At 67.6% G+C, this 14,674-nt stretch carries 13 protein-coding genes; 8 read left to right on the plus strand and 5 right to left on the minus strand.

Going from position 1 to position 14,674, the window contains the following annotated elements:
- Window positions 1–133: 133 nt before the first annotated feature.
- Window positions 134–376: a hypothetical protein gene (locus ACIP5Y_RS34315; protein WP_033089361.1), complete on the minus strand. Its 243-nt coding sequence runs from the start codon at window positions 374–376 to the stop codon at window positions 134–136.
- A 91-nt stretch (window positions 377–467) separates the two neighbouring features.
- Here ACIP5Y_RS34315 and nth point away from each other — a divergent pair, with 91 nt between their 5' ends.
- From nth to ACIP5Y_RS34335, 4 genes are all read left to right on the plus strand, one after another.
- A complete protein-coding gene (nth, locus tag ACIP5Y_RS34320) occupies window positions 468–1,310 on the plus strand; it encodes an endonuclease III (RefSeq protein WP_400356558.1) in 843 nt (280 codons plus the stop codon).
- Between the two features lie 44 nt (window positions 1,311–1,354).
- Window positions 1,355–2,005: a TlpA family protein disulfide reductase gene (locus ACIP5Y_RS34325; RefSeq protein WP_400356934.1), complete on the plus strand. Its 651-nt coding sequence runs from the start codon at window positions 1,355–1,357 to the stop codon at window positions 2,003–2,005.
- Window positions 2,006–2,117: 112 nt separating this feature from the next.
- Window positions 2,118–2,846 (plus strand): NUDIX hydrolase, encoded by a 729-nt coding sequence (locus tag ACIP5Y_RS34330; RefSeq protein ID WP_400356559.1) that lies wholly within the window; start codon window positions 2,118–2,120, stop codon window positions 2,844–2,846.
- Window positions 2,843–4,036, plus strand: coding sequence for a MarP family serine protease (locus ACIP5Y_RS34335; protein ID WP_400356560.1), 1,194 nt, complete (start codon window positions 2,843–2,845; stop codon window positions 4,034–4,036). Before ACIP5Y_RS34330 ends, ACIP5Y_RS34335 begins: the two co-directional genes overlap by 4 nt.
- Before the next feature lie 102 nt (window positions 4,037–4,138).
- Here ACIP5Y_RS34335 and ACIP5Y_RS34340 read toward each other — a convergent pair whose 3' ends face one another.
- The 4 genes from ACIP5Y_RS34340 to acs form a co-directional block, all read right to left on the minus strand.
- Window positions 4,139–5,092, minus strand: a complete 954-nt coding sequence (locus ACIP5Y_RS34340; RefSeq protein ID WP_400356561.1) for an alpha/beta fold hydrolase — start codon at window positions 5,090–5,092, stop codon at window positions 4,139–4,141.
- 23 nt (window positions 5,093–5,115) lie between these two features.
- Window positions 5,116–5,652, minus strand: coding sequence for a phage holin family protein (locus ACIP5Y_RS34345; protein WP_400356562.1), 537 nt, complete (start codon window positions 5,650–5,652; stop codon window positions 5,116–5,118).
- Between the two features lie 41 nt (window positions 5,653–5,693).
- Entirely contained in the window at window positions 5,694–6,920 is a 1,227-nt protein-coding gene (gene nhaA, locus ACIP5Y_RS34350; RefSeq protein ID WP_400356563.1) for a Na+/H+ antiporter NhaA, read from the minus strand.
- A gap of 218 nt (window positions 6,921–7,138) precedes the next feature.
- Window positions 7,139–9,085, minus strand: coding sequence for an acetate--CoA ligase (acs, locus tag ACIP5Y_RS34355; RefSeq protein WP_400356564.1), 1,947 nt, complete (start codon window positions 9,083–9,085; stop codon window positions 7,139–7,141).
- A 404-nt stretch (window positions 9,086–9,489) separates the two neighbouring features.
- Between acs and ACIP5Y_RS34360 the strand changes: the two genes are divergently transcribed.
- Genes ACIP5Y_RS34360 through ACIP5Y_RS34375 form a run of 4 tightly spaced genes read left to right on the plus strand, consistent with a single transcriptional unit; the run spans window position 9,490 to window position 14,575 of the window.
- On the plus strand, window positions 9,490–11,004 hold the full coding sequence (locus tag ACIP5Y_RS34360; RefSeq protein WP_400356935.1) for an ABC transporter substrate-binding protein: 1,515 nt from the start codon (window positions 9,490–9,492) through the stop codon (window positions 11,002–11,004).
- Between the two features lie 4 nt (window positions 11,005–11,008).
- Entirely contained in the window at window positions 11,009–11,935 is a 927-nt protein-coding gene (locus ACIP5Y_RS34365) for an ABC transporter permease (RefSeq protein WP_400356565.1), read from the plus strand.
- 13 nt (window positions 11,936–11,948) lie between these two features.
- Complete coding sequence (locus ACIP5Y_RS34370; protein ID WP_400356566.1) at window positions 11,949–12,908, plus strand: ABC transporter permease; 960 nt, start codon at window positions 11,949–11,951, stop codon at window positions 12,906–12,908.
- Window positions 12,905–14,575, plus strand: coding sequence for a dipeptide ABC transporter ATP-binding protein (locus ACIP5Y_RS34375; RefSeq protein ID WP_400356567.1), 1,671 nt, complete (start codon window positions 12,905–12,907; stop codon window positions 14,573–14,575). The genes ACIP5Y_RS34370 and ACIP5Y_RS34375 overlap by 4 nt, the downstream gene beginning before the upstream one ends.
- Window positions 14,576–14,674 lie beyond the last annotated feature (99 nt).

The raw sequence follows: 14,674 nt of genomic DNA on the forward strand, positions 1-14,674 counted from the left end.
GACACGCATAGAGCGGATTTGCGACACGCGAACTTCAAACTTACGACACGCCGCGCAGGCTGCGAAATGACGATTGCGAAAGAAGTCCGTTTCCGGCCGGTGGCCGGGGGATTCGTCGTTGGCGAGCCCGGAGCTAGCTCGCCTGTGCGACGTCCATGCCCTTGGCGGCGGGCCGAGCCCGCCGGGGACGCGCCGCCGCGGCGGGCAATCCCAGTTTGGTCAGGTCGCTGACCTCGGCATTCGTGGCTCGATCGAGGTACTGCTGGACCTCCGGGTCCGGCTCGAGCAGCTTCCTCAGCCGATTCTCGACCCGTTCCATCACCAACGCGAACAGCATCAGCGCTATCGGAAACAGCACCACAGCGAGTCCTTGCATAGGGGTGAGTAAACACGGAGAAGGTCTCAGATGGAACACGGCGGGTAGTCGGGCCGGTTGTCGACACGATCCGGTTCCGTAAGGTGGACGGGTGCGTGTCACCGAATCCAACGCGACAGCCGGCGCGGCATCCAATGCGACAACGAAAGCCGCCGCCGAGACTGCCACCGCTCCGGCCGCCGGCGGGTCTGCCAAGGTCAAAGCGAAGTTTGCGAAGGAGACACGGCTGGGCCTGGTGCGCCGGGCCCGCCGGATGAACCGCGAGCTGGCCGTGGCATTCCCGGACGCGCACTGCGAACTCGACTTCACGAATCCGCTCGAATTGGCTGTGGCGACAATCCTTTCCGCGCAATGCACGGATGTGCGTGTGAATCAGACCACACCGGCGCTGTTCGCGAAGTATCGCGACGCCCGCGGTTATGCGGAAGCCAATCGCGCCGAACTCGAGGAGTACATCCGGCCGACCGGCTTCTACCGCAACAAGACGAATTCGCTGATCGGCCTGGGCCAGGAGCTGGTCGAGCGCTTCGACGGCGAATTACCGTCCACCCTGGACGAGCTGGTCACGCTGCCGGGCATCGGCCGCAAGACCGCCAATGTCATTCTCGGCAATGCCTTCGACGTGCCGGGCATCACCGTCGACACCCATTTCGGCCGGCTGGTCCGGCGCTGGGGCTGGACCACCGAAGAGGATCCGGTGAAGGTCGAGCACATCGTCGGCGAGCTCATCGAGCGCAAGGACTGGACGATGCTCTCGCATCGGGTGATCTTCCACGGCCGCCGGGTCTGCCACGCGCGCAAGCCCGCCTGCGGCGCCTGCCTGCTGGCCAAGGATTGCCCGTCGTTCGGCGAGGGCCCGACCGATCCGGTGACCGCCGCCAAACTGGTCAAGGGACCGGAGACCGAGCATCTGCTCGGCCTGGTGGGGCTGTGAGCCCGAACGCTTCGAGCGGAGAAGACCCGACCGACCCCACCACAATGACCGGCAGCGCGCGGTGGCGGTGGGCGGCGGTGGCGGTGATCGTGGTCGTCGCGCTGGTGGTGGCGCTGTGGCCGTTGCTGCATCGCAGTCACGACAGCGCGGCCTCGATACCCGCCTCCGAGGTGCCGTCGGCACCCGCCGAGGAGCAGGTTTCGGCTGCTGATCGAGCGGCGGCGGCGCTGGCCGCCTGCCCGGCTCCGAGTGGGGCGCCGGTGGGGGACAGTCCCTTGCGGGGCATCACTCTCGACTGCCTGGCCGACGGCCGCCCGGTGGATCTGGTTGCCGCGCTGGCCGGAAAGCCCGCGGTGCTCAACCTGTGGGCCTACTGGTGCGGGCCGTGCGCGGAGGAACTGCCGCTGCTGCAACAGTTTTCCGAGCAGGCCCGCGGCGCCGTGACGGTGCTCACCGTGCACAGTGATCCCGGCGCCGCCAAGGGCCTGTCCCGGCTGAGTGGCCTCGGCATCCATCTGCCGGGTGTGGAAGATGCGAATACCAAGGTGCGCACCGCCGTTCACGCGCCCGCCGTGCTGCCGATCTCGGTGCTGCTGCGCGCCGACGGCACCGTGGCGAAGGTCGTGGTGCGCCCGTTCACCAGCGTGCGGGACATCACCGATACGGTCGCGGCCGAACTGGGAGTGCGCGCGTGAACGGCGGGTCGCCCGGCACGAATTCCGAGTGGCGGCGAAACTGTATGCGCCGCTTCGCCGCTGTCAGCAAACACCGGGGAGCGGTGAGATGGGCTTTCCTGGGAGTGTGGGCATGAGACTCGAGGCGTCGACCGATGGGATTCCGGCGTGGCTGCGCGGTGTGGCCGAGCATGATCCGGCCGACCCCACCGGAGTGAATCCGGTACTGCGGCGAAACGCCATGCAGCGCTTCGCCGCGGCCGTCACCCCGGCGCGCGAGGCAGCGGTACTGGTGCTGTTCGGCGGCTCGCCGGCGGCGGACCCGGACGCGCCGGGCGGTCTGCCCGCGGACGCGGACGTGCTGCTGACCCAGCGGGCCGCCACCCTGCGCCAGCACAGCGGCCAGGTGGCCTTCCCGGGCGGCGGCGTGGAACCGGGGGACGACGGCCCGGTCGGTACCGCGCTGCGCGAGGCGCAGGAGGAGACCGGCCTGGATCCGGGCGGCGTGGAGCCGCTCGCGCTGCTACCCAAGATCTTCGTGCCGCCGTCGCGGTTCGATGTGACCCCGGTGGTCGCCTACTGGCGTACCCCGGGGGAAGTGGGGGTGGTGAGCGAGACCGAGGCGTCGCGCGTGGCGCGGGTGCCGCTGTCGGAGCTCATCGACCCGGCCAATCGGTTCGTGGTGCGGCATCCACTGGGCTATCGTGGCCCGGCGTTCGCCGCGGACGGCATGTTGGTGTGGGGTTTCACCGCGGGCGTGCTCGCCGGGCTGCTCGCGGTCTCGGGGTGGGAAAAGGAATGGGATCATCACGACGTACGTGATCTGCAGGCCTCCTTGGCCGCGGTAGGGATGACGTTATGAGCGCCTCGGGCTGGCTCGACCTCGGAATCATCATTCTCGCGTTGCTGGCCGCCACCTCGGGGTGGCGGCAGGGCGCGGTGGCGTCGTTCCTGGCCTTCCTAGGCGTCGTATTGGGCGCCGTGGCGGGCATTCTGATCGCGCCGCACATCCTCATCCACCTCGGTGAGGGCCGCAGCCGGGTGCTGGTGGGCGTGCTGCTCATCGTGGCGCTGGTGATCGTCGGCGAGGTGGCGGGCATGGTGCTGGGCCGGGCCGCGCGCAGCAATATGCGGGATCCGTTCACCCGCAGCCTGGACAGCGTGGTGGGCGCCGGCCTGCAGGCCGTGGCGGTGCTGGCGGTCGCGTGGCTGCTCGCCCTGCCGCTGACCAACTCCTCGCAGCCGGGAATCGCGGCCGCGGTCAAGAACTCTCAGGTCCTCATCAATGTGGACCGGGTGGCGCCCAACTGGTTGCGGCGGGTGCCCAACGAATTCTCCAACCTGCTCAACACTTCCGGGCTGCCGGACGTGATCGGGCCGTTCGGACGGGTACCGATCGCGGCGGTGGATCCGCCGGATCCGAGCGTGCTGCAATTGCCGGTGGCGCAGTCGCTGCAGCCGCAGGTGCTGCGCATCCGCGGTTTGGCGCCGAGCTGCAACCGGCAACTGGAGGGTTCGGGCTTCGTGGTCGCGCCCGAGCGCATCATGACCAACGCGCACGTGGTCGCCGGCACCAACAGCCTGAGCGTGGACACCGCGCACGGGTCGCTGAACGCCACCGTGGTGCTCTTCGACCCGTCCGTGGACATCGCGATCCTGGCGGTGCCGGGCCTGAACGAACCGGTGGTCCCGCTCGCGCAGAGCGCCGCCACGTCCGGTGAGAGCGCCATCGTGCTCGGTTACCCGGGCGGCGGCCGCTACACCGCGAGCGCGGCGCGGGTCCGCGAGACGCTGGATCTCAAGGGCCCGAACATCTATCGCGACGCGAATGTGGAGCGTGAGGTGTACACGATCCGCGGGCAGGTGCTGGCCGGCAACTCGGGCGGCCCGCTGGTGGACACCAACGGCAACCTGCTGGGTGTCGTGTTCGGCGCGGCCGTCACCGACAGCGACACCGGTTATGTGCTGACACTCAACGAGGTACGGCCGGAGATCAATGCGGCGGCGGGTGCTTCGGCACCGGTGAGCACCGGCAGCTGCGTGCTGAGCTGAGGCGCTGAACCGAAGAAGCGGCGAGGGCGCCCGGTCGAATCGACCGGGCGCCCTCGCCGTTTTCGTGGTGCTGTGAATCCGTGGTGCGGTGAATCGTGCCGGTCAAGCCAGCAGTTCGGCGATCGCGGCGGTGACCGTTTCCGGGTTCTCCTGGTGTGCAAAGTGTCCCGCGCCGGGCACGGCGATCAGCTGCCGCTCGGGAGAGAGCTCCTGACCTCGGCGGAGGGTGCCGGCCAGCATGTACGGGTCTCGATCCCCGTACAGCGAAAGCACCGGGATACGAACGGGTTCCCGCATGGCCGACATGAATCGCGCGCCGTCCGGCCGCCATTGGCTACGGAAGGCCCAGCGCTGATACTCCAGGGCGGAGTGCGCCGCGCCGGGAATTCGGATGGCGGTGCGCATGCGCCGGGCGGTATCCACGAATTCGGCTGTGCCGGCCCACTGTTCACCGGCCCGCTCGCGCAGCAGTCGTTCGATCTCGAAGCCGCTGTGCTTGGTGAGCAGATTCTCCGCGTAGCGGGGGATCTGATAGCGCAGGAAGTCCGGCAGGTAGGCGCCGCGTTGCCGCTTGTCGCGCAGTATCGCCCGCTTCAGCGCCACCGGATGCGGTGAACTGACCAGCGCGATGGACCGCACCAGCCGTGGATGCAGCACCGCGGTCGCCCAGCACACCAGCCCGCCCTCGGCATGGCCGACCAGCGTGGCATCGGTGTGCCCGAGCGCGCGGATGAGTCCGGCGATATCACCGGCGAGGGTCCAGCCGTCGTAGCCGCGGGGCGGTTTGTCGCTGTCGCCGTAGCCGCGCAGGTCCACGGCCACCGTGCGGTAGCCGCGTTCGGCCAGGCCGGTCAGCTGATGCCGCCACGACCACCAGAAGTCGCCGAAGCCGTGCAACAGCACGACGAGAGGCGTACCCGGCTCCGCGTAGGCCGCCCCGCTGGCGGGGACGGCCTCGACCACATGGAAGCGAATGCCGTTGGCATGCACGTCGCGATGGGTCCACGGTCCGTCGTAGCGGACTGCGGACGGATCCGGCTGCGAATTCGACGACACGCCGATGGAGCGTAATCGAAGGTCTACGGCCGCGGCTTGCCGACTTCGACCGTGGCAGTGCCGGTCCCGGCGTCGATGTCGATGGTCTGCTCATCGGAGTGACCGAAACCACTGGGCAGCAGGGTCTTCGCCTCCTTCAGCGATTCGATCGTCTTCTCCGGCGCGCGCAGCTTGCGGACCTTGAGCCAGCCGAGCACACCGCAGCCGGCGGCCGCGGCGATCATGAGCAGGAACACGACCAGGAACGCGGCCCAGCGGTACAGCCACACATCGAGCAGTTCGGCGAGGAAGAAGAAAAAGAAGAACGAGCTGAACAGCAGGATGGTCAGCGCCAGGATGAAGAAGACGCTGCCCTGCAGGCCCTTCTTGATCTCGCCGGTCACCTCGGACTTGGCGAGCTCGACCTCGGCGCGTACCAGCGTCGACATCTGCTCGGTCGCGTCGCGCACCAGGCTGCCGATGGTCGCCGAGGCGTGCGCATCGACATCGGACAACGGAATCGAGGTAATGGTGCGGGTGCGGTCCCCGTTCTGCCCGTTACCGCCCTGTGTGAAGCTCAATTGCTCGACCCTTCTCCATGTCCCGGCTCTGTCCGGTCGTCTCACTCTTGATTCTGCAGTGCTCGCTCGTCACGTCGTGCCTGGTGAGCACGGCCCCGACGCAACAGTAGCGCCGAACCCGCCAGGGAAGCCGCCAAAGACGTGAGCAACACCGCCGCTTTTGCGAGTTCTGCTTCGGATCCGTCGCCGACGCCTTCCAGAGCGAGTTCTGCCACCAGAAGGCTAACCGTGAAGCCGATCGCGCCCAGTACCGACAGGGCGAACATGTCCCGGTTACCGAGATCGTTGGGGCGTTCGGCGATGCCGAGCCGTACAGCGGCCCAGCTGAATCCGAAGATGCCCAGCGTTTTTCCGACCAGCAGGCCGAGCACGATGGACAGTGCGAGGCGGTCGGTGAACAACTCGGAGAACACCTGCGAGTTGAGGGTCACGCCGGAGGCGAAGAGCGCGAACAGCGGTACGCACAGCGCCGCCGAGATGGGCTGGAAGACATGCTCGAGATGGGTGGCGGGCACGCAGTGCTCGTCCTCGTCCGGATCGGGCCGTACCCGGGTGAGCAGACCGCAGATCACGCCGGCCAGGGTCGGATGGATGCCGGCCTCGTGCAGGCCGTACCAGGCCACCAGGGCCAGCGGCACATACACGAACGGCGTCCCGATCCGCTTGTGCTGGGCCAGCGCCCAGCCCGCGAAGCACAGCACCGCCACCAGCAGCCACACCATCTTCAGCGTGGTGGTGAAGAGGACGGCGATGAGAATGATGGCGATCAGGTCGTCCACCACGGCCAGGCTGAGCAGGAAGACGCGGGCGCTGGCCGGGATGCGCGAGCCGGTGAGGGCCAGCACGGCCAGCGCGAAGGCGATGTCGGTGGCCACCGGGATGGCCCAGCCGCGGTCCATGCCGTCCACACCCCGGCCGACGCCGAAGGCGATGAGCGCGGGCACGACGACGCCGCCGATGGCGGCCAGGATGGGCAGGCTCGCGCGTTTGCGGTCGGCGAGTTCACCGACCACGAGTTCGCGTTTGAGTTCGAGTCCGGCGACGAAGAAGAAGAGGGCGAGCAGCCCGTCCTTGGTCCAGTCGGCGAGGGTGAGATCGAGATGCAGTGGCGGGATGGGGAGTTTGGTGTCGATCATCGTCGCGTAGCTCGCGCCCCACGGTGAGTTGACCCACAGCAACGCACCCGCTGCCGCGATGAGAAGCAGTGCGCCACCGACCGTTTCGGTTCTGAGGTAGCGGACTATCTCCGAGCGGACCTGGGAAATCACGGGTGCACCTTTCAGCCGTTCGTTCGACGAACCTGCGGCGTGCGACACCACTCCAGTAAGGGCCGGGCACATACCGCATGCCGACCAGACTTCCCGGCACACCTTACGCAATCCTAACGGGTCGCTGCGGCGAGTCGTACACCGGCGTGTTGATGCATGAAACGACAACGGCCCCCGCAACCAGGTTGCGGGGGCCGAATATCTTGCGGCGGAGCGCTTTATGCCTTCCCGGCGCGAATCGCTTCGAACACGTTGGGATCGACCAGCGTCGAGGTGTCGCCGAGCTCGCGGCCCTCGGCCACGTCACGCAGCAAACGCCGCATGATCTTGCCCGAACGGGTCTTGGGCAGCTCCGGCACCACGTGGATCTCACGCGGGCGCGCGATCGGGGAGATCTCCCGGGAGACCTCGGCCTTGAGCTCCTTGATCAGCTCCTCGCCGGTGTCCTTCGCCTCGCCGGTCAGGATCACGAATGCCACGATGCCCTGACCGGTCGTGGCATCCGAAGCGCCCACGACCGCGGCCTCGGCCACGTGATGATGCCCGACCAGCGCCGACTCCACCTCGGCGGTGGAAATACGGTGCCCGGAGACATTCATGACGTCATCGACGCGCCCGAGCACCCACAGGTCCCCGTCCTTGTCGAGCTTGGCGCCGTCACCGGCGAAGTACCAGCCCTTGTCGGCGTAGCGCGCCCAGTAGGTCTCCTTGTAGCGCTCGTTGTCGCCCCAGATACCGCGCAGCATCGACGGCCACGGCTCATCGAGCACCAGGTACCCGTTGGCCTCGGTCTCGCCCAGCTGAACCGGATGGCCTTCCTCGTCAACGACTTTCGACGAGATGCCCGGCAGCGGGGTCATGGCCGCGCCCGGCTTGGCGGCGGTCACGCCCGGCAGCGGGGAGATCATGATGGCGCCGGTCTCGGTCTGCCACCAGGTGTCCACGATCGGAGTCCGGTTGCCGCCGATGACTTCCCGGTACCAGCGCCACGCCTCCGGGTTGATCGGCTCGCCGACCGAACCCAGCAGCCGCAGGCTGGACAGGTTGTGGGCGTCGGGAATCTCCCGGCCCCACTTCATGAATGTGCGCACCAGCGTGGGCGCGGTGTAATAGATGCTGACACCGTACTTTTCGATGATCTGCCAGTGCCGGTGCTCATCGGGGAAGTTGGGGGTGCCCTCGTAGACGACCTGCGTGGCCCGGTTCGACAGCGGCCCGTACACGATGTACGAGTGCCCGGTCACCCAGCCGATATCGGCGGTGCACCAGTACACGTCCTGCCCGGCCTTGTGGTCGAACACATTGTGGTGGGTGTAGGACGCCTGGGTCAGGTAGCCGCCGGAGGTGTGCAGGATGCCCTTGGGCTTCCCGGTGGTGCCGGAGGTGTAGAGGATGAACAGCGGGTGCTCGGCGTCGAAGGCCTGCGCCTCGTGCTCGGGGGAGGCGTTCGCGACGGTCTCGTGCCACCACACGTCGCGGCCCTCGACCATGGGGGTGTCGATCCCGGTGCGCTGCACCACCAGCACCTGCTCGACGGTGTGCTCGCCCTCGGCGAGCGCCTCGTCCACGGCCGCCTTGAGCGGGGCCGCGTTACCGCGCCGCCACTGGCCGTCGGTGGTGATGACCAGGCGGGCCGCGGCGTCGTCGACGCGCTGGCGCAGGGCGCTGGGGGAGAAGCCGGCGAACACCACCGAATGGGTCAGGCCCAGGCGGGCGCTGGCCAGCATGGCCACGATGGCCTCGGGAACCATCGGCATGTAGATGGCGACGCGGTCGCCCGCGGTCAGGCCGAGTTCGGTGAAGTAGTTGGCGGCGCGGGACACCTCGGCCAGCAGGTCGGCGTAGGTGAGGTCGCGGGAATCGCCGGGTTCGCCCTCCCAGTGGATGGCGACCTGATCGCCGTGCCCGTCCAGCACATGCCGGTCGACGCAGTTGTAGGCGACATTCAGCTTGCCGTCGACGAACCACTTGGCGAAGGGCGCGTCATCCCAGTCCAGGACGCGGGTCCACGGCTCTGCCCAGTGCAGCCGCTGCGCCTGTTCGGCCCAGAACGCCTCCCGATCGGAGGCGGCCCGGTCGTAGAGAGACGCGTCGCCGTTGGCGGCGGCCGCGAACTCAGCGCTCGGTGGATAGGCATCCAGGTGGTCGGCGGTGGTTTCGGTCATCTCGTCTCTTCTTCTCTCGCGTGCGGGCCGCGGGGGTGACCGCGGCCACTTTCGACCCTAACGGACTGTGATGTGGGTCGTGATCGACTGTCTCGTTCGACGGTCCACCTTGGCGGATCCCTTATGACCGAATTATGAACGGCCGTGATTCGGAACTGAGCAACTTGCGCGGTTGATCTCGCCTCGCGCGCCGCTCATGTTGCTGTATTGCTAACAAGCTGAACAACCGTGTTTCGAACCCCTGACAATCGGGGTCTCGATGGTTACTGTCCCTAGTCATTCAAGGCGGCCCAAGATCAGGAGAACGCGTGCGAATCAGAGGGATCTCCGTATTGGCCGCGGTGCTCACGCTGATCGCGGCAGCGGTCCTGGCCGGATGTTCCGTCCCGCCGGCCTACGGAAACATGATCGCCGTCAACGGCAGCGAACCCCAGAACCCGCTGATTCCCTCGAATACCAACGAGAACGGCGGCGGGCGCATCGTGGACCGGCTCTTCGCGGGACTGCGCTACATCGACGCGAAGGGCAACCTGCACGACGAGGTCGCGCAGGCCATCGACACCACCGACGAACAGCACTACCGCATCACCCTGAAACCCGGCTGGACCTTCAGCGACGGATCACCGGTCACCGCACACTCTTTCGTGGACGCGTGGAACTACGGGGCACTCGTCACCAACGCCCAGTTGCAGAGCTACTCCTACGGGCCGATTGTCGGCTACGACGATGTACAGGCGGATCCGCCACGCGCACAGACCATGTCGGGACTGAAGGTGATCGACGACCTCCACTTCACGGTGGACCTGATCGCACCGACCATCGACTTCCGGGCGCGGCTGGCCTACGCACCCTATTACCCCCTGCCCACCGCCGCCTTCAAGGACATCAAGGCGTTCGGGCAGCACCCGATCGGCAACGGCCCCTACCGTTTCGCCGACGGCAACGCCTGGCAGCACGACGTCCAGCTGACCGTCGTCCCGAACGAGCACTACAAGGGCGGACGCCCGGCCCGGAACAAGGGCCTGACCTTCGTGTTCTACTCCAACTACGATGCCGCCTACTCGGACCTGCTGGCCGACAACCTGGACGTGCTCGACACCGTCCCCGACAGCGCCATCGCGGTCTTCCAGAAGGACCTCGGCGACCGCGCCGTCGAGGCGCCCATCGCGTACAGCCAGTGGCTCAGCTTCCAGAGCAACCTGCCCCGCTTCGGCAGCGGCGAGGAAGGGCGATTGCGGCGGCAGGCCGTCTCCATGGCGATCGACCGCGAGCAGATCGGGCAGAAGATCTTCCACGGAACCCGAGTTCCCGCCCGTGACTACACTTCTCGCGCCCTGCCCGGCTTCGATCCGAAGCTGCCCGGTTCCGAGGTCCTCGACTACAACCCGGCCGGGGCCGTGAAACTGTGGGACGAGGCCAACCGGATCGCACCCTGGGGCGGGCAACTGCAACTCGCCTACAACGCCGACGGCGGCCACCAGGCGTGGATCGACGCCGTGGCCAACAGCATTCGCAATACCCTCCACATAGACGCCGAAGGCGCGCCGTACCCGACCTTCAAGGTGCTGCGTGATCAGGTGGTGCACCGCACCATCGGCAAGGGGTTCCGGTCCGGCTGGCAGGGCGACTATCCGACCATGCTGCAGTTCCTCGAACCCAACTTCCTGTCCGATTCGTCGACCAACGACGCCGGCTACCGCAACCCGCAATTCGATCGGCTGATCGCCGCCGCCGAAGCCGCGCCGAGCGAACCGGATTCCTGGAAGCTGGTGGGGCAGGCGCAGACCGCGCTCTTGCACGACCTGCCCATCATCCCGCTCTTCGACACCACCGCCGCGGCCGGTTACTCCAAACGCGTGCGCAATGTGGCCATCGCCTGGAACGGCATGGCCGACTTCGAGAACATCGAGCTGAGGTGACCTGGTGGCCTGGTACATAATTCGTCGACTGCTGCAGATGATCCCCGTGTTCTTCGGGGCGACGCTGCTGATCTACTTCCTGATCTGGAAGGTCACCGGTGGCTCCGTCACCGCCCTGGCCGGGCAGCGCACGCTCACGCCGGCGCTGGAAGCGCAGCTGAAGGCGCAATACGGTCTGGACAAACCGTTCTGGTGGCAGTACCTGCACTACATCAAGGGCATCTTCACCCTCGATTTCGGCACCGCGTATTCGGGCCGGCCGGTACGCGAGGTGCTCGCGCGGGCCTTCCCGATCACCCTCCGGCTCTCGGTGCTGGCCGTGTTCTTCGAAGCGGTGTTCGGCATCTTCTTCGGCGTCATCGCCGGACTGCGCAAGGGCGGCTGGTTCGACTCCACCATGCTGGTGCTCAGCCTCATCGTGATCGCCATGCCCATCTTCGTGATCGGCTTCCTCGCCCAATTCCTGTTCGGCGTCACCTGGCATATCGCACCCGTCACCGTCGGCTCGGACGTGAGCATCCCGCGGCTCATCATGCCCGCGCTGGTGCTCGCCTCCCTGTCCTTCGCCTACGTCCTGCGGCTGACCCGAAGTTCGGTGGCGGAGAACAAGGAAGCCGACTACGTGCGCACCGCCACCGCCAAGGGCCTGGGCCGGCGGCGCGTGGTGATCGTGCACATCCTGCGGAACTCGCTCATCCCGGTGGTCACCTTCGTCGGCGCCGACCTGGGCGCACTCATGGGCGGCGCCATCGTCACCGAGGGCATCTTCAACATTCCCGGCGTCGGCGGCACGCTCTACCAGGCCGTGGTACGCGGCGAGGCGCCCACCGTGGTGTCCTTCGTGACCGCGCTCATCGTCATCTTCCTGCTGTCCAACCTGATCGTGGACCTGCTGTACGCCGTGCTCGACCCTCGGATCCGCTATGCCTGACGGGAGCGCCGACATGACCGAAATCGCTGAGCCACAGCGCTATACGCGACCCGGACAGGAACGCTGGGTGGCCCCGCCGGAAACCGTCGAAGTGGTCACCACCGACCGGGTCGACGTGCACGGCACACCCGCCGGATTCTGGGGCTCCGCCTGGCGGCAGCTGCGACGCAAACCCCTCTTCCTGGTCTCGGTGGCGATCATCCTGCTGGTGGTGCTCGTCGCGGCCTTCCCGAGCCTGTTCACCGGCCAGGACCCGCGGTTCTGCATGGTGGACAACAGCCTCGGCTCGCCCAGCCGGGACCACTGGTTCGGCTACGACCTGCAAGGCTGCGACATCTACGCGCGCACCATCTACGGCGCCCGCGCCTCCGTGCTCACCGGCATCGGCGCCACCCTGCTGTTCCTGTGCGTCGGCGGCACCCTCGGCGCACTCGCGGGATTCTATGGGGGGCTGCTGGATTCGATCGTCTCCCGGATCTCCGAGATCGTGTACGCCATCCCGCTCATGCTCGCCGCCATCGTCATCATGCAACTCGCCGGGCACCGCACCATCTGGGTGGTCATCGCCATCCTCGCGGCCTTCACCTGGCCGCAGGTGGCCCGCACGGCCCGTGCCGCGGTCATCGCCGCCAAGGGCAGTGACTACGTGCTGGCCGCCACCGCGCTCGGGGTCTCCCGCTTCCGGATACTGGTGCGGCACGTCATTCCCAACGCGATCGGGCCGGTCATCGTGGTGACCACCATCTCGCTGGGCGTCTTCATCGTCACCGAGGCCACCCTGTCGTTCCTCGGCGTCGGACTGCCCTCCACGGTCGTATCGTGGGGCGCCGACATCGCGGCCGGGCAGCGGCAGCTGCGCGCCGGCTCGCTCATCCTGTTCTACCCGGCCACCGCACTGGCGCTAACGGTGCTCGGCTTCATCATGCTCGGTGACGCACTGCGCGACGCGCTCGACCCGAAGGAGCGGCGATGACCGGACCACTGCTCGAAATCCAGGATCTGCGAGTATGTTTCGGCTCCGGCGACCACCGGGTCGAAGCCGTCCGCGGCGTGAACCTCAGCGTGTATCCCGGGCAGACCGTCGCCATCGTGGGTGAATCCGGATCCGGGAAATCCACCACCGCGCACGCCGTGATCGGCCTGCTCCCCGGCACCGGACGCGTCGAATCCGGCAGCATCCGCTTCGACGGCAAGGAACTCGCCCGCGCCGCCACCGCCGACCTGGTCGCGGTGCGCGGCAACGGCATCGGGTTCGTTCCCCAGGACCCCATGTCCAATCTCGACCCGGTCTGGAAGGTCGGCTTCCAGGTCTCGGAAACCCTGGCCGCCAACGGCATAGCGCGCGGCACCGCCGCCCGGCAGCGCGCCGTGGCACTGCTCGCCGAAGCGGGCCTCAAGGATGCCGAACGCCGCGCCCGGCAATACCCGCACGAATACTCGGGCGGCATGCGGCAGCGCGCGCTCATCGCCATCGGCCTGTCCGCGCGACCCAAACTGCTGATCGCCGACGAACCCACCTCCGCGCTCGACGTCACCGTGCAACGCCAGATCCTCGACCACATCGACGGAATGACACGGGAACTGGGCACCGCGGTCCTGTACATCACCCACGACCTCGGCCTCGCCGCCGAACGCGCCGAACACCTGGTGGTCATGTACCGCGGCCGCGTGGTGGAATCCGGTCCGGCACTGGAGATCCTGCGCGAACCCCGCCACGAGTACACCCGCCGGCTGGTGGAAGCCGCACCGTCCATCGCCGCCCAGCGCGAGTCCACCACCCGGAGACGCGCCACCTACCGGGAACTCGCCGTCGACGTGGCCGCCGCCGAAGCGCCCGACGAACCGAACGACATCGTGGTCGCCGACCGCCTCACCAAGCGGTATCGGATGCGCGGCAGCGTGCCCTGGAAACACACCGAATTCACCGCCGCCGAAGATGTCTCGTTCCGCCTGCGGCGCGGCACCACCACCGCCCTGGTCGGCGAATCCGGTTCCGGGAAGAGCACCGTCGCCAATATGGTGCTCGGATTGTCCGCGCCCACCTCGGGTTCGGTGAAATTCGACGGCGACGACGTCACCGAACTGTCCCGCCGCACCCCGCTGGCCTTCCGCCGCCGCATCCAGCCCATCTTCCAAAATCCCTACGGCTCACTGGATCCCACCTATTCGATCCACCGCGCCATCGCCGAACCCCTCCGCACCCACCGCATCGGCACCCGCGAATCCCGCGACGCCCGGGTGCGGGAACTCCTCGACCTGGTCGCCCTCCCCGGCACGGTCGCCGCCCGCTATCCGGGCGAACTGTCCGGCGGCCAGCGCCAGCGTGTGGCCATCGCCCGCGCCCTCGCCCTGGAACCCGAACTCATCGTCTGCGACGAGGCCGTCTCCGCCCTGGACGTCCTCGTGCAGGACCAGATTCTCACCCTGCTCAACACCCTGCAGGCCGAACTCGGCCTCTCCTACCTCTTCATCACCCACGACCTGGCCGTGGTCCGCCAGATCGCCGACTCCGTCCTCGTCATGCAGGACGGCAAGGTGGTCGAATCCGCCCCCGCCACAGACCTTTTCGACAACCCGCAATCCCCCTACACCCAACGCCTCCTCGAAGCCATCCCGGGCCGCGACCTCCTCGTCAGCTGACCTCACCCTCGATCACCCGGCCTCGCAGACGGCCGCTACCGCATGCGGACGAACGCATGCGGTAGCAATCCGTGCGCGAGCAGCGGCTTCATGTTGCGC

Source organism: Nocardia sp. NPDC088792 (assembly GCF_044750615.1).
GTDB lineage: Bacteria > Actinomycetota > Actinomycetes > Mycobacteriales > Mycobacteriaceae > Nocardia.

What these genes read in the sequence shown, in the direction of transcription:
- ACIP5Y_RS34360 (WP_400356935.1), top strand. Translation starts at nt 9,490, where the DNA reads ATGATCGCCGTCAACGGCAGCGAACCCCAGAACCCGCTGATTCCCTCG.
- ACIP5Y_RS34370 (WP_400356566.1), top strand. Translation starts at nt 11,949, where the DNA reads ATGACCGAAATCGCTGAGCCACAGCGCTATACGCGACCCGGACAGGAA.
- ACIP5Y_RS34375 (WP_400356567.1), top strand. Translation starts at nt 12,905, where the DNA reads ATGACCGGACCACTGCTCGAAATCCAGGATCTGCGAGTATGTTTCGGC.
- acs (WP_400356564.1), bottom strand. Translation starts at nt 9,085, where the DNA reads ATGACCGAAACCACCGCCGACCACCTGGATGCCTATCCACCGAGCGCT.
- ACIP5Y_RS34335 (WP_400356560.1), top strand. Translation starts at nt 2,843, where the DNA reads ATGAGCGCCTCGGGCTGGCTCGACCTCGGAATCATCATTCTCGCGTTG.
- ACIP5Y_RS34330 (WP_400356559.1), top strand. Translation starts at nt 2,118, where the DNA reads ATGAGACTCGAGGCGTCGACCGATGGGATTCCGGCGTGGCTGCGCGGT.
- ACIP5Y_RS34315 (WP_033089361.1), bottom strand. Translation starts at nt 376, where the DNA reads ATGCAAGGACTCGCTGTGGTGCTGTTTCCGATAGCGCTGATGCTGTTC.
- ACIP5Y_RS34325 (WP_400356934.1), top strand. Translation starts at nt 1,355, where the DNA reads ATGACCGGCAGCGCGCGGTGGCGGTGGGCGGCGGTGGCGGTGATCGTG.